We start from the raw sequence: 18524 nt of genomic DNA on the forward strand, positions 1-18524 counted from the left end.
AAATTGAAAATAGCTCCTTCAATATTATCCGCAAATTTTGCGAATTTATTAGAAGATGTAAAAAAGATAGAAAAAGATGCTGACCTTTTGCATATTGATGTAATGGATGGCCATTTTGTTCCAAATATCACCATTGGACCAGTAGTTGTAAAGTCCCTTAGAAAATTTTTTTCTCTTCCTTTTGATGTCCATTTGATGATTGAAAATCCGGATTTGTACATAGAGGAGTTTGCAAATTCAGGAGCGGATATTATAACTGTCCACCAAGAGGCTTGTATACACTTACATAGGACAATACAAAAAATAAAAGGCTACGGCAAAAAAGCTGGGGTTTCTTTAAATCCAGCTACACCTTTAGAAACTTTAAAATATATATTACAGGATGTTGACATGATTTTGATTATGACAGTAAATCCTGGATTTGGAGGACAAAAGTTTATAGATTCAATGCTTAAAAAGATTGAAGAATTAAAGAAAATGAGAGAAGATTTAGGCTTAAACTTTGAAATTGAGGTAGACGGTGGAATTAACCTTTATAATGTAAAGGAAGTGGTTGAGGCAGGAGCTGATATAATTGTAGCTGGTTCTGCAATTTTTGATTCTTCAAATCCTGCTCAAACTATAAAAGAATTTAGAGAGGCAATAGAAAAATGAAGGTCTTAATTATTTCTAATGGAGATATAAAAGATTATAATTTTTATGAAAAGCTATTAAAGGATGCAGATATGGTTATATGTGCAGATGGTGGAGCAAATCATGCTTACCGAATGAAACTAAAACCTCATTTAATAGTGGGAGATTTAGATTCAATAGAAGAAGAAGTTTTAGAATTTTATGAAAAAGAGGGGGTAAGGATAGAAAAATATCCACCCATGAAGGATGAGACAGATACACAACTGGCAATGTTAAAAGCGATAGAATTAGGTGCAACAGACGTTACTTTTATAGGAGTGATTGGAGAAAGATTTGACCATTCTTATGCAAATCTTTCACTTTTACTCTATCTACTAAATCGCAATATTAAGGGTAAAATTGTAAATGAAATGAATGAAATATATTTGATAAATAAATTTATAGAGGTTGAAGGTAAAAAAGGAGAACTTTTATCTTTACTGCCTTATTCAAAGGAAGTAAAGGGAATATACACTAAAGGCTTGTTTTATGGTCTTTCAGGTCAAAGTATGGATTTAGAGATGCCTTACGGTATAAGCAATGTTTTTACAGAGGATAAAGCCACTATAGAAATAGAAGAAGGACTTTTATTAGTGATAAAGCCAAGAGAATAGTTTCAAAATCCCCTTCCAATGAATAGTATATAGTAACTAAAGAGGGAAGGGGTGTTTTTATGGATAAATTTTTTTATAAGCTGAAGCGATTAAATAGGCAATTGAATTATTCGCTGGGATATATATTGATGGCTTTGGGTGTATTGATATTTGTTATTTATATTCCTGCCTGGTTGTGGATGATTTTTCTAGGAATTTTTCTTGTAATAGCCGGTTATTATGTAAACATATATTTTAAGTGAAAAAATAAAAAAGCGTGCAAAAATGCACGTCTTTCTTTATAATGCTCTTTGTACTTTTCCTGCTTTTAAGCATTTTGTACATACATGGAGTCTAACAGGAGTACCATCTACTATAGCTCTTACTTTTTTTATGTTAGGTTTCCACTTTCTTATAGATTTTCTGTGGGAGTGGCTATATTGATAGCCTGCTAAAGGCCCTTTTCCACAAATATCGCATTTAAGCATAGTTGCACCTCCTTTGAAAGACAATAATATTTTATCAAAAAATAGTTACCTCCACAATAGAGAAATTAACACAACGATATTATTTTATCATCATCTTTTGTAAATGTAAATACCTTTACAATAAAGCAGGTGTAAAATTTTAATAGGTGAGTAATATAGCAGACATCGCAGGCTAGTTGATGTTATTGAAATATTCAGGTAAAATATAAATTAAGATTGATTTGGAGGGATATTAATGATTCAAATAAAAAACAAATATGGAGTAATAAATATCTCAAATGATGCAATTGCTGCTATAACCAGTAGAGCAGTAGCGGAGTGTTATGGGATAGTAGGCTTGGGGAGGAGAGGAGCAAATGGATTAATAGAGATATTTAAAACAGAAAATTCAGGGAGAGGAGTCAAAGTTTTAGCTACAGAAGATGGTGTAACACTGGAAGTTTATATAGTTGTCCTATACGGTGTAAATATAAAAACTGTTTCAGCGAATGCTATTGAAAAAGTGAAATATGCTGTCGAGAAATTTGTAGGAGTAAAAGTGGAAAATGTAATAATAAATGTTCAGGGAATTAAAGTTGATAATTGAGGAGGAAGTTATGTTGAAGTACTTAGATGGGAAAACTTTAAAGAACATGATGATTGCAAGCTCGAATTATCTTTTTAACAATAAAGGAGAAGTTGATAAACTTAATGTTTTTCCTGTTCCGGATGGTGACACTGGCTCTAATATGGCGTATACAATGCAATACGCCGCCAAAGAGTTAGAAAAATCACAAGATACGATAAAAGACGTTTTAGATGCTATTTCTAAAGGCACATTGATGGGGGCAAAAGGTAATTCTGGAGTTATTTTATCCCAGATTTTTAGAGGCTTTTCTAAACGACTTAGAGATACAAAAAAGATAACTCCTTGCGATTTTGCAGAAGGCTTGAAAGCTGGTGTAGAGGTAGCTTATAAAGCAGTTATGAGACCTGTAGAAGGTACTATTCTCACAGTATGTAGGGAAACTGCAGAAGAGGCTGAAAAAATATGTAAACAAGTTGAAAATTTTGAAGAATTCTTCACGAAGATTATTGAAGCTGCAGAAAAGTCCTTAGAAAACACTCCCAATCTCTTACCAGTTTTAAAAGAGGCTGGAGTAGTTGATTCTGGTGGAATGGGATTTGTGTATGTATTAAAAGGGATGTTTGAAGGGTATAAAGGAAACAAAATTGAGCCGATAGAAGTTTTAGAAGGGATAGTAACAAATAAACAAGTTGTGGAGGATTTAAGATTTTTATATTGTACAGAAATATTAGTCAAAACAAAAAAGACTTATGCAGAAGCTATTTTAAAGGAGAAATTTAGAAGATTTGGAGATAGCCTGGTATTGGTTTCAGATGATGGCATTTTAAAAGTCCATGTGCATACCAACAATCCTGGATTAGTATTAGAAGAAGGGCTTAAAATAGGTGAACTTATAAAAGTAAAAATTGACAATATGAGAATACAACATGAGAGTTTAGTAAGTGAAGAGAGGAAGCCTGAGAAAAAATATGGAGTTTTAGTTGTAGCTAATGGAGAAGGAATTAAAAATCTTTTTTCAGAGCTGGGCTGTGATGTTATTATAAATGGTGGGCAAACGATGAATCCTAGTACAAATGACATTTTAGATGGTATAAAAAAGATAAATGCGGAAAATATTTTAGTTTTTCCTAATAATAAAAATATAATAATGGCTTGCGAACAAGCAAAAGCCTTATCAAATAAGAAAGTAGAGATAATCCCAACCAATAATTTTAATGAAGCTATAACTGCCATTGTAAATATTGATACTGAAAAAAGTTTAGAGGAAAATGTAGCTAGAATAAAAGAAATATTAAGTAATATAAAGACAATTGAAGTGACTTATTCAATAAGAGACACACAAATAAATGGTTTTGAAATCAAAAAAGGAGATGTGTTAGGTTTTATAAATGACAGTCTGGAATCAGTAGGAAAAGATTATAATAAAGTAGCACAAGAATTGATTTATAAAGCTTTAGATGAGGATTCTTCATTAGTCAGCATATATTATGGGGAAGAAGTTACAAAAGAAAAAGCGGAGGAATTGAAAAATTCTCTTTCCGTAGAGGCAGATGTGGAAATTTATTTTGGAGGTCAGCCGCTTTACTATTATGTTATATCAATAGAGTAAAGGTGAAATGAAATGCCTTTAAATCTGGATATTCAGTACGTAAAAGGAGTTGGACCTAAAAGGGCAAAACTTCTTAAAAAATTGGGAATAAACACGGTAGAGGACTTATTATTCTATTTTCCCAAAGATTATGAGAATAGAAGCGATATTTTAAAGATTGAGGACCTAAAAGTTGGGGAAAAACAAACTTTTAGAGGTTATATTGCAGGTAGTCCCCGAGAAATAAAGACTTCAAAAGTCATCATAACTAAAGTGCCTGTAAAAGATGGGACAGGTGCAGTAGAATTAGTGTGGTATAATCAACCCTATATAAAGAATAATTTTAAAATTGGTGAAGAATATATAATAAACGGTAAATTACAATTTAAATATGGACAGTTAATAGTAGAAAATCCTGTTTTAGAGAAAAGTGAAGATTTTAGATTAAACACTGGAAGGATAGTTCCTATTTATGGGCTTACAGAAGGATTGACGCAAAATGCTATCAGGAAGATAATGTTTAATGCCCTTAAGGATTATGTACAGGAAGTAGAAGAGTTTTTTGATGAGGAATTTCTATTTGAAAAAGGTTTAATGGACATAAAAAATGCACTAATTAATATAAATTTTCCACAAAATGAAGCATATTTAGAGCAGGCAAAATACAGATTTAAATATCAAGAACTTTTTTTGCTGCAAATGGCCCTATTTTTAGTGAAAAGGTCTGTTAAAGGGAAAAAGGGGATAAAATTTGAAAGAGTGGAGTTAAAGCCTTTTCTCGTGGGATTACCATTTAAATTGACTTCGGCGCAGATAAAAGTTTTAAAAGAAATAATTGCAGATATGAATTCTCACAAAGTGATGAATCGTTTGGTGCAGGGAGATGTGGGTTCTGGTAAAACAGTTGTTGCAGCTTGCAGCATGTACATTGCTGTCAAAAATGGCTATCAAGTGGCAATGATGGCTCCAACGGAGATATTGGCAAAACAGCATTATTATACGTTAAAAGAGCTTTTTAGAAATACTGATATAAAAATTGGGCTTTTATCCGGCAGCATTTCACCTTCTAATAAAAAAGAAGTACTAGAAAAAATTAAAAATGGAGATTATGATATTGTAGTAGGGACACATGCACTAATAGAGGATGATGTGATTTTTAACAATTTAGGACTTTGTATAACTGATGAACAACACCGATTTGGTGTGAGACAAAGGGCACTTTTGACAAAAAAAGGTGAAAATCCCGATGTTTTGGTTATGACAGCTACACCAATTCCTCGTACATTGGCTCTCATTCTATATGGAGATTTGGATATATCAATAATTGACCAATTACCTCCCGGGAGAAAAAAAGTTAAAACCTACGTTATTTCTTCTTCTGTGAGAAAGAAAGCCTACGAGTTTGCAATGAAGGAAGTAAAAAAGGGAAGGCAAGTTTATGTAGTTTGTCCCTTAATTGAAGAATCGGATAAAATAAATGCGATGTCTGCCGAAATAGTATATAGAGAAATTTATAAAGATGCTTTTAAGGAAGCTAAAGTAGGACTTTTACACGGTAAAATGAATGACAGCGATAAAGAAAAGGTTATGGAAGAGTTTGTAAATGGCAAAATCGATATTTTAGTTTCGACTACAGTAATAGAGGTGGGAGTAAATGTACCTAATGCAACAGTGATGATTGTAGAAAATGCAGAAAGGTTTGGACTTGCACAGCTTCATCAACTTAGAGGTAGAGTCGGTAGGTCAGAATTTCAGTCTTATTGTATTTTGATTAGTTATTCTAATTCTGACATAGCTAAAAAAAGACTGGGAGTTTTGGCTCAAACTTCTGATGGATTTAAAATTGCAGAAAAAGATTTAGAAATAAGAGGGCCAGGTGAATTTCTAGGATTAAGACAGCATGGACTTCCTGAATTTAAAATTGCTAACATTTTTGAAGACATAGATATTATAAAGACAGTGCAAAAAGATGTAGAAGAGTTACTGGAAAAAGACCCTAAACTTGAAAACCATCCAAATCTAAAAAGTATTTTACTTAATCAATTTTATCAAAAATTAGAAGGAATAATATTAAATTAGAGAAGGAGAATAGTAGTATGGAAAAGATAGCAATTGTTACAGATAGCTTGTCTGACATACCTGAGGATTTAGTGAAAACTTATAGGATATTTATAGTTCCTCTAACTATCAATATTGATGGTGCAAGTTATAAAGATGGGGTAGATATAACAAAAGAAGAATTCTATGGGCTTTTAAAAGAAGGGAAAATGCCAACAACTACTCAAGCTTCACCAGTAGAATTTATGGAAGTTTTTAAAGATTTGTTAAAAAGTTATGATTACATAATTGCCATAATTTTATCTTCAAAATTAAGTGGTACTTATCAATCGGCTGTGATTGCAAGAGATATGGTGGACTCAAAAAGAATTGAGGTTATCGATTCAAGACATTATTCTTTAGGAAATGGTATGTTAGTTCTTCAAGCTGCTAAAATGGCAGTTGCAGGAGCTTCTAAGGAGGAAATTGTTAAAAAAGTGTATGATTTAATTCCTAAAATTAGGTATATAATGGCTTTTGATTCTTTAGACTATCTGTACAGAGGAGGGCGTCTACCTAAATCACAGGCTTTTATAGGAAATATTTTGAATATAAAGCCTATTTTAATGAATGATGATGGGGAATTAAAAATAGTAGATAAGGTTAGAGGTCAAAAAAAGGTTATTCGCTGGATGATTGATTATATGAAAAATACAGGAGTAGATTTTACAGATAGAGAAGTTGGATTAATTCATACGGATAAAGAAGAATTTTTAAATGAAATAGAAGCTGCTTTAAGAAGTGAGTTAGGGATAACTAAGTTTTTAAGGTCAAGAGCTGGCTGCGGAATAGGCACCCATGCAGGTCCTGATGCGGCAGGAGTGTTTTTTGAGGAAAAATAAATTTTTATTATTTGCCATTTCAATCACTTTTATACATTTTTGAAAACAAATTTATAGTTTATAAAAAAGCAATTTGGTTAAATTAATAATACAAACACAAATGGAGGTGATTGAAATGGCAGCAGGATCAGAAACCAAAAATCCTCTTGTGGTAAAAGAGGCAAAACAGGTTATGAGCCAATGGAAATATGAAATAGCAAGAGAATTAGGAATAACTCCTCCAGCTGATGGCTACTGGGGCAACCTTACATCAAGAGATTGTGGTGCTGTAGGTGGCCATATGGTAAAGAAAATGATACAAATGGCAGAAAGCCAGATGGCCAGCAAAGGAACTTGGAAATAAATCATATTATTAAATATAAAAAAAGGATATCCCTTTGGGATATCCTTTTTAATATCAAAAGGTATATATAGCAATTGTTTACAGGTATATAACCTAAATAGCGGGTTAAATTAATAATGGAACATGATTTAGGAGGTGATTAAAATGGCTGTAGGATCAGAAACTAAGAATCCTCTTGTGGTAAGAGAAGCAAAACAGGTTATGAGCCAATGGAAGTATGAGATAGCTAATGAATTAGGAATAACTCCTCCAGCTGATGGTTACTGGGGCAACCTCACATCAAGAGATTGTGGTGCTGTAGGTGGCCATATGGTGAGGAAAATGATACAAATGGCAGAAAGCCAGATGGCCAGCAAAGGAACTTGGAAATAAAATAATTTATAATAAAAAAGGGCAGTCCTTGTGATTGCCCTTTTAAAATTTTAATCCAGGTAGTTGCCTACCTGGACTGGGAGAGGAGAAATTGAAGGAAGAATTTTGGGGAAATTTCTGATCCCATAAATATTATTTGCCATTTTGAAAAAATTTTATACATACTTTTTGTGATATTTTTAAAAAATATGCTAAAATAATTGTTGAAGTGGGGGGTAATGTCTTTGAGAGTGATAGCAGGTAAGTTAAAGGGAAGAAAGGTAAAATCTTTAGATGGTAGTGAAGTGCGGCCAACTGCTGATAGAGTTAAAGAATCGCTGTTTAATATATTGATGAATAAAATAGAAGGAAGTATTTTTTTGGATTTATTTGCGGGTACAGGAAATATAGGCATCGAAGCATTAAGCAGAGGGGCCCAGTTTTGCTATTTTGTAGATAAAAGTTTAAAAAGCATAAAATGCATAAGGGAGAATGTAGCTGAATTAAATTTAATACCTTTTGCTAAAATACTCCATCGAGATGTGTTGAAAGTTATTGAAATATTAGACAAAAATAGCACAAAGTTTGATATAATATTTTTAGATCCCCCTTATTATCAAAACCTTGCCGAAAAAACTCTTATAAAGCTTGGAGAGGCTAAAGTTTTAAAGGAAGACGGTATTATCATAGCAGAACACCATAAAAATGATAAAGTAAGAGAAAGGTATGAAAATTTAGTAAAGATAAGAGAAAATAAATATGGGGAGACAATATTATCATTTTATAAGGAGGAAATATGAAAACTGCAATTTATCCAGGGAGTTTTGATCCAGTTACCTATGGACACATTGATATTATAAAAAGAGGAGCAAATTTGTTTGATAGGCTTATTGTAGCTGTGCTTTTAAACCCGTCGAAAAAGCCTTTATTTTCAGTGGAAGAAAGGGTAGAGCTTTTAAAAGCGGTAACTTATGATATTTCTAATGTAGAGATTGATTATTTTGATGGTTTGTTGGTGGATTATGCTAAAAAAGTCAATGCTAATGCTATAATAAAAGGCTTAAGAATGGTATCGGATTTTGAATATGAATTCCAAATGGCGCTAATCAATAAAAAATTAAACCCTTCTGTTGAAACTATTTTTTTAATGACTAATGCAAAGTATGGATATTTAAGTTCCAGTGTAGTAAAAGAAATTGCACAATTTGGTGGTTGCCTTTCTGAGTTTGTGCCTGACATTGTGACTCAAAAATTAAAAGAAAAATTTTTAAGATAATTAAAGGGGGTTTTATTTTTGTCAAATTTTGATGGTTTAGAGGTTCTTAATCTTTTAGAAGAATTAGAAAACATTATAGAAAACAGTTCTTCTATTCCTCTTTCTAACAAAGTTTTGATAAACAAAGAAGAAGTTTTGGACTTAATAAAACAAATCCGAATAAAATTGCCAGATGAATTTAAAAGGGCGGAATGGATCAAACAAGAAAGGCAAAGAATTCTTTTAGAGGCACAACAGGAAGCAGAAATGATAACAAAAGAAGCCGAACAAAAGATTAAGGAAATGGTGAGTGAAAGTGAGATAGTTAAAAAGGCGGAAAAGACGGCAGCAGAAATAATCTCTACTGCCCAAGCTAATGCAAAGGAAATAAGGTTAGGAAGTAGAGAATATGCTGATGAATTGCTCGCTAAAATTGAATCACAGGTGTCTGAAATATTGGAAACTATTAGGAGAAATAGAGAAGAATTAAAAGGCAATAAATAGTTAATGCTGTTGTAGATATTGTTTTATAGCTATTGCAAAAAGTAGGATAGTCAAGGTGATAATTATAAAAATTACTAAAGAAAATTGAAATAGGTCCCAGGAATTTTTGTAAGTATATGGGTTGAAAACGTGGGAAACTGCATTTTCTTGTTGAATTTTTACTATAGAGAGTAACCAATAGGAGTATAAAGCGGCAAGAAAAAATTGGATTGTTTTTGCAATGAAATAAGGAAGATATTTTATTTTTGTTTTTGCTATTACTCCTAACACTTGTCCATGTATCGATATTCCGCCCCATGCTATTATAGCGCTTACTAATACTACTTTTTGTTCTAAAGGTGCAGAAACTTGGCTTATTAAGTTTGAACCTACTGTTATTTCTAAGAAGCCACTTAAGAAAGCAGGTATTAGACTTTTGTCAAAACCTAATAATAAGAATAAAGGAGATATGAAGTAAGAAAGAAAATCCAAAATTTTATACAGTTTTAAAAATTCTATTACCACTGAAAAAAGTATAACATAACCTCCTATCATGATAATAGTATTTGTTGATTTAAAGACAGCTTCTGACAGGATAGTACTTAAGCTTTTTTTGTTCTGCTCTCTTGTATAATACATTTTTTTGATGGCAGCGTTTAAAAGGTTTTTTGTTGAGGGAAGCTTTTTATAAGAATTTTTCTTGTAGAGACGAAAGAGAAGTCCAGTGGTTATAGCTGCTAAGTAATTAGAAGCCATAATTATGTATCCGGCTTTTGAACTACCGAACATGCCAATTGCGACGGCCCCTAACATAAAAAGCGGGCCTGAATTATTGCAAAAGGACATGAGTCTTTCTGCTTCTTCTGTTGTGCATAAATTTTCTTCCCAAAGTCTTGATATCACTTGAGCCCCCACGGGATAACCGGAAGTGTATCCTATTGCCATTGCAAAAGAGCCACTTCCAGGCACGTTAAATAAAGGTCTCATTATAGGTTCTAAAAAAGTGCCTAAAAAATGCACTACTCCTAATTGCAAAAGAAGCTCTGAACCTATGAAAAAAGGAAGTAGAGAAGGAGTAATAGTAAAAAGCCAAAGGTTTATACCGCCTCTGGCGGCTTCTAATGCTTCTTTAGGGAAAAGTATTAAAGATAGTACCATTAAAATTAAAAAAGAAATAAAGATATTTAAAAAGGTGTTTTTCAAGATTTATCCCCACCTTGTTTTGGTATCATTACTATATTATTTAGAAAGTCCTTTAAAAATGAATGGTGGGGAATTTAAAGTTTTATTAAAGGATGTATGAAGTCTAAACCAGCGATAGAGGAGTTTTTATAAGCTAGAGTATAGACATCAGTAGCAAATAAATCTTTTTCAAACATTTTAGTATTAGATAGTTTGATTTTATATTGTGATACTTTTGTGATTATAGGAAGGGTAGATTTTTTCTTTATTTCTCTTAGCATTTCTTTGCCCTTTTCATTAAAACCCAAAACCCTTATATAATTAGGGCCATCAAATTCTTTAAAAATTTGTTTATCTATATTAAGCAATAAATGAATGAGTATATGTCTTATTCTGCTTTCTGTGTATCGCTTTGATTTTACAAGTTTTATAAGTTCTTCAACATTATTAGTTTTATAAGAAGCTTTGTAAATTTTATTTTCTAAGCCTTCAGAGACATCAAATATGTGATTGAGAGGAATGTGATTTCTCAACAGATAAATTAAAATATTAGAAAATTCCTCTAAAGATATGGGCCCTTGTTTTTTTTCAAAAGAATTTTGCAAAATTTCTTTTGTAAAGTCCGGTATATATTTTTCTAAGCCTTCTAGTCCATTTTCAAAAATATGCTTTCTTATAGAAGAAGCACTAGCAAATTCTTCTTTTAGTTCTAACGAAGTATATAAAGAGCCTCTTCGCTTTATAGTAAAAGGTATAATAGAACTGCCTATTTTCTTTAGAGCTTTAAGGTATTCTATTGCCAATATGTTATTGGATGTTTGTAAAATCTTTTCTATTTCATTATTATTTATAACTTTTTGTAATGCTAATTCACGGGCCTTTGCAAAAGTGATGCCGATTTTTAAATATTCTTTTAATGCTTTTCTGTAATAAATTGGCTCTTCTAAAAGCATTTCAGCAATTTTTGTGAGTTCATTTAAATCGCCTTTTTCACTCCCAAAAGAGATGCAATCTACTATTTTTAAAGAATCTAATAATTTCACTGCTCCATAAGCAAAATTTTCTGCAGTGGAAGTAGCGTATACTACTGGTAATTCAATGACTAAATCTATGCCTGCTCTTAACGCTATCTCAGTTCGTTTCCACTTATCAACAATAGCTGGTTCTCCTCTTTGTACAAAGTTTCCACTCATTACTGCTATAGTATAATCGCATTTGGTTAATTTTTTTGAAGTTTGAAGATGATAAAGGTGGCCGTTGTGAAAAGGATTATATTCGACAATAATTCCTAAAATCCCCATATAACTTCTTACCCTTTCAAAAAATTTTTTAAGATATACTTATTATTTTACATAAAATATGATAAAATGTAAAAGGGAGATCGTGTATACAATATTATAGTGATAAAATTGAAAAAGGAAGGGAGATTTTAAATGGCAGTAATGGATAGTATCATACAAAAAGCTAAAGCTAATAAAAAAAGAATTGTGCTTCCTGAGGGAAGTGAAGCGCGGACTTTAAAAGCTGCCGAAAGAGTTATCAAAGAAGGTATTGCCGATGTGGTTTTATTAGGGAAGGAAGAAGAGATAAAAGAAAAAGCAAAGGGATTGGATATCGCGAAAGCAGAAATTATAGACCCTGAAAAGTCGCCTCTTTTGCAAAAATATGCTGAAGAATATTATAATTTGAGAAAAAACAAAGGAGTTACAGAAGAACAGGCATATCAAATTATGAAAGACCCTATGTACTATGGGTGCATGATGGTCAAATTAGACGATGTTGATGGTATGGTATCTGGGGCAATTCACGCTACTGCTGATGTTTTCAGACCGGCTTTTCAAATTGTAAAGACGGCTCCTAATGTGAAAGTAGTATCCAGTGCTTTTATTATGGAAGTGCCTAATTGTACTTATGGGAGTAATGGGGTATTTATTTTTGCTGATTGTGCGATAAACCCTAATCCTAATGAAGAGGAATTAGCAGCAATTGCCATTGCTTCTGCCCATACTGCAAAAGTCCTTGCTGGAATTGAGCCTAGAATTGCTATGCTGTCATTTTCTACTAAAGGAAGTGCAAACCATGAATTAGTAGATAAGGTGAAAAATGCGACAAAAATCGCAAAAGAATTGGCGCCTGATTTGCTAATTGATGGTGAGCTTCAATTAGATGCTGCGATTGTCAAAGAAGTAGGGGAGTTAAAGGCTCCAGGAAGTCCTGTAGCAGGAAATGCAAATGTGCTTATTTTCCCAGACTTGCAAGCTGGAAACATTGGATATAAGCTAGTGCAAAGACTTGCTAAAGCTAATGCTATCGGCCCAATTTCTCAAGGTCTTGCAAAACCTATCAATGACTTGTCAAGAGGTTGTAGTGTAGAAGATATTGTTAATGTTATAGCAATAACTTGTGTACAAGCTCAAGGGGTGCAAAAATAACTTTGAGGAGGCAGCGATTATGAAAATTTTAGTCATGAACTGTGGAAGTTCGTCATTAAAGTATCAATTATTGGATATGGATAATGGAAAAGTGTTAGCGAAAGGATTGGCGGAAAGAATAGGTATCAATGATTCTCTTTTAACTCATCAAGTAGAGGGCAAAGATAAAATAAAGATACAAAAAGATATGAAAAATCACAAAGAAGCTATACAAATTGTTTTAGAGGCTTTAGTAGATAAAGAAATCGGAATATTAAAGGATATGAAAGAAATAGATGCAGTAGGACATAGAGTCGTTCATGGTGGAGAGTTTTTTACTGATTCTGTATTGATTGACGATGAGGTGATTAAAAAATTAGAAGCATGTATTGACCTTGCACCTTTGCACAATCCTGCTAATATTGAGGGAATAAAAGCTTGTCAGCAGATAATGCCAGGGGTGCCAATGGTAGCAGTTTTTGATACGGCTTTCCATCAAACAATGCCAGATTATGCGTATATTTATCCCATTCCTTATGAATACTACGAGAAATACAGAATAAGAAGATATGGATTCCATGGGACATCCCATAAATATGTATCTTTAAGAGCTGCTGAAATATTAAATAGGCCTATTGAAGAGTTAAAAATTATTACTTGCCATTTAGGGAATGGGTCTAGTATCGCTGCGGTTAAAGGCGGTAAGTCGATAGATACAAGTATGGGATTTACTCCATTAGAAGGGCTGGCTATGGGTACAAGGTCTGGAAATGTTGATCCTTCAATTATAACTTTCTTAATGGAAAAAGAAGGCTTGACTGCAGAACAGGTTATAGATATACTTAATAAGAAATCAGGTGTGTACGGAATTTCAGGAATAAGTAATGACTTTAGAGATATAGAAAATGCAGCTTTTAAAGAAGGGCATAAAAGAGCTATGTTGGCATTAAAAGTTTTCGCTTATAGGGTGAAAAAGACAATAGGTTCTTATACAGCTGCTATGGGTGGTGTTGATGTAATTGTGTTTACTGCTGGAGTTGGAGAAAATGGACCAGAAATGAGAGAGTTTATTTTAGAGGATCTAGAGTTTTTAGGTTTTAAACTGGACAAAGAGAAGAATAAGGTAAGAGGAAAAGAGGAAATTATATCTACAGAAGATTCAAAAGTTAAAGTTATGGTTATTCCTACAAATGAAGAATATATGATTGCTAAGGATACTGAAAAATTGGTAAAAGGTTTAAAGTAGATAATCTTGACAACGGATTGTGGGGTTAGTATAATAGGTGATGTCAATTATTTTAAGGTGTGTGAAGAAAAATGAAAATCGATCTATTAAAAATCAAAGGACAGCTTGGCCGCAGCGTAAATATAGACTATGTAGAGGACATAGAGAGCATTGAATTTAAAGGGGAAGAACACAAAGTTGTAACTCCTCTACATGTAAAAGGTACTATTACCGCACAAAAAGAAGGGCTTTTGGCAGAACTTGATATGACAGGTAGTATAAATGCCGTCTGCGACAGGTGTTTGGATGAATTTGTTTATAATTTAGACCTTAAATTACGGGAATATGTAGAGGAGTCAGTAGACGAAGAAGTAGATGATAGTTTTTATGAAAATTTTGATTTAACTACTTTTGTAGTTCATTTTGTGATATTGTCATTGCCAATGAAATTTTTGTGCAAAGAAGATTGCAAAGGCCTGTGCCCTGTTTGCGGCACTAATTTAAACCACCAAACCTGTAGCTGCAAGCGGGAAAATATTGATCCGCGGCTTACCGTCCTTTCTAAACTACTGCAATAGATGTAGGAGGTGTTAAAGATGCCAGTTCCAAAGAGGAGGACATCAAAGGCGAGAAGAGATACTAGAAGGAATAATAGTTATAAAATAGCTGCACCGGCTTACGTGTTGTGTCCAAGATGTCATGAGCCTAAACTACCTCATAGAGTATGTCCAAACTGCGGCTATTACAAAGATAGAGAGGTAATAAAAGTAGAAGAGTAACACAAAAAGTAGTAATAGGAAAAGACCTATTACTACTTTTTTTAGTTGATTTTACAAAAAAAATAATTTATAATTTTGGGTAGGTCATAAAAACAACTAATATCTGGAGCTGGTAATATGGCTGTGCGAATGAGTAAAGTAGAAAGACAAAGACTTTTAAAAGAAAAAATAAATACTAACCCCTTTTATACTGATGACGAGTTAGCAGAAATGTTTGGAGTAAGTGTACAAACTATAAGACTTGACAGGATGGAATTAGGAATCCCTGAAGTTAGAGAGCGTATAAAAAGTGTTGCAGAAGAAAATTATCAAAAAGTGAGAACTATTACAGGTACTGAAGTAGTTGGAGAATTAATAGACTTAGAATTAGGAAAAAAGGGTATTTCGATTTTTGAGCCTACAGAGGATATGGTTTTTGTCAAGACAAAAATTGTGAAAGGGCAATACATTTATTCTCAAGCTGAGTCTTTAGCTATGTCTGTTATTGATGCCTCTGCTGCTTTAATTGGAGTTGCAAACATAAAGTACAAGTTTCCCGTTAAAGTAGGAGATAGACTTGTGGCGAAAGCCGAAGTGATACGTCAAAGAGGAAACAAATATTTTGTCTGGGTTAAGATAAAAGTTAAAGATAAGGAAGTATTCAGAGGTAAGTTCATTTTAGTAGCCATTGATGAGGATTTTCTAAAAAAAAGGAGTGACACTGTTGAGATTAGCAATTGATGCTATGGGTGGTGACCATGCTCCAGAGGAGATAATTAAAGGCAGCTTAGAGGCACTAAATTATTTCCGAGATATGGAAATTGTCCTTGTTGGAAGAGAAGAAGTTTTACGTGGCCTCCAAGGAAAAGAGGAAAGGCTTAAGCTTGTTTATGCTTCAGAAGTTATTGAAAATGATGAAGCACCTGTTACGGCTGTTAGAAGGAAAAAGGATTCTTCAATGATAGTAGGTTTAGAACTTCTTAAAAAGGAAGAAGTGGATGCTTTTTTGTCAGCTGGCAATACAGGAGCTCTCATGGCAGGAGCATTGCTTAATTTAGGACGCATTAAAGGAATTGAGCGACCGGCTTTGGCTCCAATACTTCCTACTTTAAATGGGGCTACTGTGTTATTAGATGCAGGTTCTAATACTAATTGTGATGCTCAAAATTTGGTGCAATTTGCTGTCATGGGACATGTTTATGCACAAAAAATGTTTGGGATAGAAAGGCCAAAAGTAGGGCTTTTTAATATAGGAGTAGAAGAGGAAAAAGGTAATGAAGTAGTAAAAAAGGCTTTTGAAGAACTTAAAAAATCAAAACTAAATTTTATTGGGAATGTAGAAGGAAGAGATATTCCTTACGGCGTCTGTGAAGTTGTAGTCTGCGATGGGTTTGTGGGAAATGCGATATTAAAGTCTATGGAAGGAATTGCCTCTGTAATTTCTCAACTTTTAAAGGAAGAGTTGACACGAAATATTTTTACTAAACTGGGTGCTCTTTTGATAATGGGGGGACTAAAAAGAATAACTAAAAAAATGGATTACACCGAATACGGAGGAGCTCCTCTTTTAGGAATTAAAAAGCCAGTTATAAAAGCCCATGGCAACTCAAAAGCAAAAGCTATTTTTAATGCGATAAAACAAACTAAAAATTTTGTAGATAATGATGTTTTAAATCATATAAAAGAAGAAATTGAATCAATGGGGGATGAGTTAAGTGTGTGAAAAGATTGCTGCAGGAATTTTAGGTACAGGAAGTCATGTTCCCGAAAAAGTTCTTACTAATTTTGATTTAGAAAAAATGGTAGATACCTCTGATGAATGGATTACTACAAGGACAGGAATTAAAGAAAGGCGCATTGCAGATCCTTCACAAGCTACTTCTGACTTGGCTACTGAAGCCGCAAAGAAGGCTTTGGAAGATGCTAAAGTTGACCCTTCAGAAATTGACATGATCATTGTCGCAACTGTTACACCTGATATGAATTTCCCATCTACTGCTTGCATAGTTCAAGCTAATTTGGGTGCAGCCAACGCAGCCGCTTTTGATATCTCTGTCGGATGTTCAGGCTTTATATACGGACTTGCTATTGCTCAACAATTTGTAGAGACTGGTATGTATAACAAAGTATTAGTTATTGGAGCAGAAACTTTGTCTAAGATTACTAATTGGAAAGACAGGAACACTTGTGTTCTCTTTGGAGATGGAGCAGGAGCAGCTGTGGTAGGAAGAGTAGAAAATGGATATGGAATATTAAGTGCTTATTTAGGAGCTGATGGAGATGGAGGAAAATACTTGTACATGCCAGCAGGAGGTTCAAGAATGCCTGCTAGTGAAGAGACTGTAAAAAAGAATTTACATACTATTTTTATGGAGGGACAAGAAGTATTTAAATTTGCAGTAAAAGTAATGGATAGTGCTACTATTGAGGCTTTAAACAGATGTGGTTTAAAACCAGAAGACATAGATATGCTTATACCTCACCAAGCAAACACAAGAATAATTGAAGCGGCGAGGAAGAGGTTAAAACTCAGCAATGATAAAGTTTATATAAACCTTGATAAATACGGGAATACTTCTGCAGCCTCTGTTGCTATAGCTTTAGATGAAGCCTATAGAAAAGGACTGATAAAAAAAGGCGATGTCATACTAACTGTCGCTTTTGGTGCAGGTTTGACTTGGGCATCAAGTGTTATAAGATGGAGCAAGTAAGGGGTGAAAAATATGTTTAAAACGAAAATAGTAGAAATGCTCAATATAAAATATCCAATATTTCAGGGTGGAATGGCATGGGTCGCAACTGCAGAACTAGCTGCTGCAGTCTCAAATGCAGGAGGTTTAGGAATAATAGGAGCAGGTAATGCACCTGCCAGTTTTGTAAGGGAACAGATACGGAAGGCAAGAGAACTTACTGATAAACCTTTTGGCGTCAATGTAATGCTTTTGTCTCCTTTTGTTGATGAAGTTATGGAGGTTATTTTAGAAGAAAAAGTAGAAGTTATTACTACTGGAGCAGGGAATCCAGGTAAGTACATACAAAGACTTAAAGAACGGGGTATTAAAGTTATTCCTGTTGTGCCTTCAGTAGCATTAGCAAAAAGAATGGAGGACATTGGGGTAGATGCTGTTATTGCTGAAGGAACAGAATCGGGAGGTCATATTGGAGAATTGACGACTTTGGCGTTGGTACCTCAAGTAGTAGATGCTGTTAAAATTCCAGTCATTGCTGCAGGAGGAATTGCTGACGGACGGGGTTTTGCTGCGGCATTTTGCTTAGGTGCTTCGGGAGTTCAAATGGGAACTCGGTTTGTATGCTCTACTGAATGTACTGCGCATCCTCGTTATAAAGAATATATTGTAAAAGCAAAAGACAGAGATGCCGTTGTTACAGGGAGAAGCACAGGTCATCCAGTCAGGTCATTAAAAAACAAACTGACGAGAGAATTTGAAAAGTTAGAACAAATGGGTACTCCTAAGGAACAATTAGAAAAATTAGGGGAAGGAAAATTAAGAGCAGCAGTAGTAGACGGTGATGTAGAATACGGGTCTGTTATGGCAGGGCAAATTGCGGGACTTATAAATGATATTAAACCTGTTAAAGAAATAATAGAGGACATAATAAAACAAGCCGAGGAAGTAATTGACAATTTGAATAAAATGAGGTGAAAA

General features: G+C 33.6%; 23 protein-coding genes. 20 read left to right on the forward strand and 3 right to left on the reverse strand.

What is annotated here, in order from left to right:
* Positions 1 to 3 precede the first annotated feature (3 nt).
* From rpe to BUB32_RS03305, 3 genes are read left to right on the forward strand one after another with little or no spacing between them, the layout of a single operon-like run.
* Positions 4 to 654, forward strand: coding sequence for a ribulose-phosphate 3-epimerase (gene rpe, locus BUB32_RS03295; RefSeq protein WP_003869216.1), 651 nt, complete (start codon positions 4 to 6; stop codon positions 652 to 654).
* Positions 651 to 1286 (forward strand): thiamine diphosphokinase, encoded by a 636-nt coding sequence (locus BUB32_RS03300; RefSeq protein ID WP_072967473.1) that lies wholly within the window; start codon positions 651 to 653, stop codon positions 1284 to 1286. The genes rpe and BUB32_RS03300 overlap by 4 nt, the downstream gene beginning before the upstream one ends.
* A gap of 59 nt (positions 1287 to 1345) precedes the next feature.
* On the forward strand, positions 1346 to 1528 hold the full coding sequence (locus BUB32_RS03305) for a hypothetical protein (protein WP_072967474.1): 183 nt from the start codon (positions 1346 to 1348) through the stop codon (positions 1526 to 1528).
* A gap of 36 nt (positions 1529 to 1564) precedes the next feature.
* On the opposite strand, the gene rpmB is transcribed toward BUB32_RS03305, so the two are convergent.
* Entirely contained in the window at positions 1565 to 1753 is a 189-nt protein-coding gene (rpmB, locus tag BUB32_RS03310; RefSeq protein ID WP_003868220.1) for a 50S ribosomal protein L28, read from the reverse strand.
* Positions 1754 to 1988: 235 nt separating this feature from the next.
* On the opposite strand from rpmB, the gene BUB32_RS03315 reads away from it, so the two are divergent.
* The 9 genes from BUB32_RS03315 to BUB32_RS03355 all read left to right on the forward strand — a co-directional run bounded on the left by BUB32_RS03315 (position 1989) and on the right by BUB32_RS03355 (position 9301).
* The gene (locus BUB32_RS03315; RefSeq protein WP_003868221.1) at positions 1989 to 2339 is read left to right on the forward strand and encodes an Asp23/Gls24 family envelope stress response protein; all 351 of its coding nucleotides are present in this window, start codon (positions 1989 to 1991) and stop codon (positions 2337 to 2339) included.
* Positions 2340 to 2349: 10 nt separating this feature from the next.
* Complete coding sequence (locus BUB32_RS03320) at positions 2350 to 3930, forward strand: DAK2 domain-containing protein (protein ID WP_072967476.1); 1581 nt, start codon at positions 2350 to 2352, stop codon at positions 3928 to 3930.
* Between the two features lie 12 nt (positions 3931 to 3942).
* Complete coding sequence (recG, locus tag BUB32_RS03325) at positions 3943 to 5988, forward strand: ATP-dependent DNA helicase RecG (RefSeq protein WP_072967477.1); 2046 nt, start codon at positions 3943 to 3945, stop codon at positions 5986 to 5988.
* 17 nt (positions 5989 to 6005) lie between these two features.
* Positions 6006 to 6848 (forward strand): DegV family protein, encoded by an 843-nt coding sequence (locus BUB32_RS03330; RefSeq protein WP_072967479.1) that lies wholly within the window; start codon positions 6006 to 6008, stop codon positions 6846 to 6848.
* Positions 6849 to 6963: 115 nt separating this feature from the next.
* Positions 6964 to 7191: an alpha/beta-type small acid-soluble spore protein gene (locus BUB32_RS03335; protein WP_042833138.1), complete on the forward strand. Its 228-nt coding sequence runs from the start codon at positions 6964 to 6966 to the stop codon at positions 7189 to 7191.
* Positions 7192 to 7335: 144 nt separating this feature from the next.
* The gene (locus BUB32_RS03340) at positions 7336 to 7563 is read left to right on the forward strand and encodes an alpha/beta-type small acid-soluble spore protein (RefSeq protein ID WP_003869209.1); all 228 of its coding nucleotides are present in this window, start codon (positions 7336 to 7338) and stop codon (positions 7561 to 7563) included.
* A gap of 224 nt (positions 7564 to 7787) precedes the next feature.
* Entirely contained in the window at positions 7788 to 8342 is a 555-nt protein-coding gene (gene rsmD, locus BUB32_RS03345) for a 16S rRNA (guanine(966)-N(2))-methyltransferase RsmD (protein WP_072967481.1), read from the forward strand.
* Positions 8339 to 8818, forward strand: coding sequence for a pantetheine-phosphate adenylyltransferase (gene coaD / locus BUB32_RS03350; RefSeq protein ID WP_072967483.1), 480 nt, complete (start codon positions 8339 to 8341; stop codon positions 8816 to 8818). The genes rsmD and coaD overlap by 4 nt, the downstream gene beginning before the upstream one ends.
* A gap of 18 nt (positions 8819 to 8836) precedes the next feature.
* Complete coding sequence (locus BUB32_RS03355) at positions 8837 to 9301, forward strand: ATPase (protein ID WP_072967485.1); 465 nt, start codon at positions 8837 to 8839, stop codon at positions 9299 to 9301.
* On the opposite strand, the gene ylbJ is transcribed toward BUB32_RS03355, so the two are convergent.
* Both ylbJ and BUB32_RS03365 read right to left on the reverse strand, forming a co-directional pair.
* On the reverse strand, positions 9302 to 10483 hold the full coding sequence (ylbJ, locus tag BUB32_RS03360; protein WP_072967487.1) for a sporulation integral membrane protein YlbJ: 1182 nt from the start codon (positions 10481 to 10483) through the stop codon (positions 9302 to 9304).
* Positions 10484 to 10557: 74 nt separating this feature from the next.
* Positions 10558 to 11763, reverse strand: coding sequence for a nucleotidyltransferase (locus BUB32_RS03365; protein ID WP_072967489.1), 1206 nt, complete (start codon positions 11761 to 11763; stop codon positions 10558 to 10560).
* Positions 11764 to 11895: 132 nt separating this feature from the next.
* Here BUB32_RS03365 and pta point away from each other — a divergent pair, with 132 nt between their 5' ends.
* From pta to fabK, 8 genes are all read left to right on the forward strand, one after another.
* Positions 11896 to 12894: a phosphate acetyltransferase gene (pta, locus tag BUB32_RS03370; RefSeq protein WP_072967491.1), complete on the forward strand. Its 999-nt coding sequence runs from the start codon at positions 11896 to 11898 to the stop codon at positions 12892 to 12894.
* Positions 12895 to 12913: 19 nt separating this feature from the next.
* Positions 12914 to 14119, forward strand: coding sequence for an acetate kinase (locus tag BUB32_RS03375; protein ID WP_072967493.1), 1206 nt, complete (start codon positions 12914 to 12916; stop codon positions 14117 to 14119).
* 71 nt (positions 14120 to 14190) lie between these two features.
* Positions 14191 to 14676, forward strand: a complete 486-nt coding sequence (locus tag BUB32_RS03380) for a YceD family protein (protein ID WP_072967495.1) — start codon at positions 14191 to 14193, stop codon at positions 14674 to 14676.
* A gap of 18 nt (positions 14677 to 14694) precedes the next feature.
* A complete protein-coding gene (rpmF, locus tag BUB32_RS03385) occupies positions 14695 to 14877 on the forward strand; it encodes a 50S ribosomal protein L32 (protein WP_003868236.1) in 183 nt (60 codons plus the stop codon).
* 117 nt (positions 14878 to 14994) lie between these two features.
* Positions 14995 to 15597, forward strand: a complete 603-nt coding sequence (gene fapR, locus BUB32_RS03390; protein WP_072967497.1) for a transcription factor FapR — start codon at positions 14995 to 14997, stop codon at positions 15595 to 15597.
* Positions 15581 to 16579, forward strand: a complete 999-nt coding sequence (gene plsX, locus BUB32_RS03395) for a phosphate acyltransferase PlsX (protein ID WP_072967498.1) — start codon at positions 15581 to 15583, stop codon at positions 16577 to 16579. Before fapR ends, plsX begins: the two co-directional genes overlap by 17 nt.
* Positions 16572 to 17567, forward strand: a complete 996-nt coding sequence (locus BUB32_RS03400; protein ID WP_072967499.1) for a beta-ketoacyl-ACP synthase III — start codon at positions 16572 to 16574, stop codon at positions 17565 to 17567. Before plsX ends, BUB32_RS03400 begins: the two co-directional genes overlap by 8 nt.
* A gap of 12 nt (positions 17568 to 17579) precedes the next feature.
* Entirely contained in the window at positions 17580 to 18521 is a 942-nt protein-coding gene (gene fabK / locus BUB32_RS03405; RefSeq protein WP_072967500.1) for an enoyl-[acyl-carrier-protein] reductase FabK, read from the forward strand.
* Positions 18522 to 18524: the final 3 nt, after the last annotated feature.

The organism is Thermoanaerobacter uzonensis DSM 18761 (genome assembly GCF_900129115.1).
GTDB lineage: Bacteria > Bacillota > Thermoanaerobacteria > Thermoanaerobacterales > Thermoanaerobacteraceae > Thermoanaerobacter > Thermoanaerobacter uzonensis.

Bases quoted from the DNA above. Each gene is read 5' to 3' on its own strand.
- BUB32_RS03300 (WP_072967473.1), top strand. From the start codon at position 651: ATGAAGGTCTTAATTATTTCTAATGGAGATATAAAAGATTATAATTTT.
- BUB32_RS03305 (WP_072967474.1), top strand. From the start codon at position 1,346: ATGGATAAATTTTTTTATAAGCTGAAGCGATTAAATAGGCAATTGAAT.
- rpmB (WP_003868220.1), bottom strand. From the start codon at position 1,753: ATGCTTAAATGCGATATTTGTGGAAAAGGGCCTTTAGCAGGCTATCAA.
- BUB32_RS03315 (WP_003868221.1), top strand. From the start codon at position 1,989: ATGATTCAAATAAAAAACAAATATGGAGTAATAAATATCTCAAATGAT.
- BUB32_RS03320 (WP_072967476.1), top strand. From the start codon at position 2,350: ATGTTGAAGTACTTAGATGGGAAAACTTTAAAGAACATGATGATTGCA.
- recG (WP_072967477.1), top strand. From the start codon at position 3,943: ATGCCTTTAAATCTGGATATTCAGTACGTAAAAGGAGTTGGACCTAAA.
- BUB32_RS03330 (WP_072967479.1), top strand. From the start codon at position 6,006: ATGGAAAAGATAGCAATTGTTACAGATAGCTTGTCTGACATACCTGAG.
- BUB32_RS03335 (WP_042833138.1), top strand. From the start codon at position 6,964: ATGGCAGCAGGATCAGAAACCAAAAATCCTCTTGTGGTAAAAGAGGCA.
- BUB32_RS03340 (WP_003869209.1), top strand. From the start codon at position 7,336: ATGGCTGTAGGATCAGAAACTAAGAATCCTCTTGTGGTAAGAGAAGCA.
- coaD (WP_072967483.1), top strand. From the start codon at position 8,339: ATGAAAACTGCAATTTATCCAGGGAGTTTTGATCCAGTTACCTATGGA.
- BUB32_RS03365 (WP_072967489.1), bottom strand. From the start codon at position 11,763: ATGGGGATTTTAGGAATTATTGTCGAATATAATCCTTTTCACAACGGC.
- pta (WP_072967491.1), top strand. From the start codon at position 11,896: ATGGCAGTAATGGATAGTATCATACAAAAAGCTAAAGCTAATAAAAAA.
- BUB32_RS03375 (WP_072967493.1), top strand. From the start codon at position 12,914: ATGAAAATTTTAGTCATGAACTGTGGAAGTTCGTCATTAAAGTATCAA.
- BUB32_RS03380 (WP_072967495.1), top strand. From the start codon at position 14,191: ATGAAAATCGATCTATTAAAAATCAAAGGACAGCTTGGCCGCAGCGTA.
- rpmF (WP_003868236.1), top strand. From the start codon at position 14,695: ATGCCAGTTCCAAAGAGGAGGACATCAAAGGCGAGAAGAGATACTAGA.
- fapR (WP_072967497.1), top strand. From the start codon at position 14,995: ATGGCTGTGCGAATGAGTAAAGTAGAAAGACAAAGACTTTTAAAAGAA.
- fabK (WP_072967500.1), top strand. From the start codon at position 17,580: ATGTTTAAAACGAAAATAGTAGAAATGCTCAATATAAAATATCCAATA.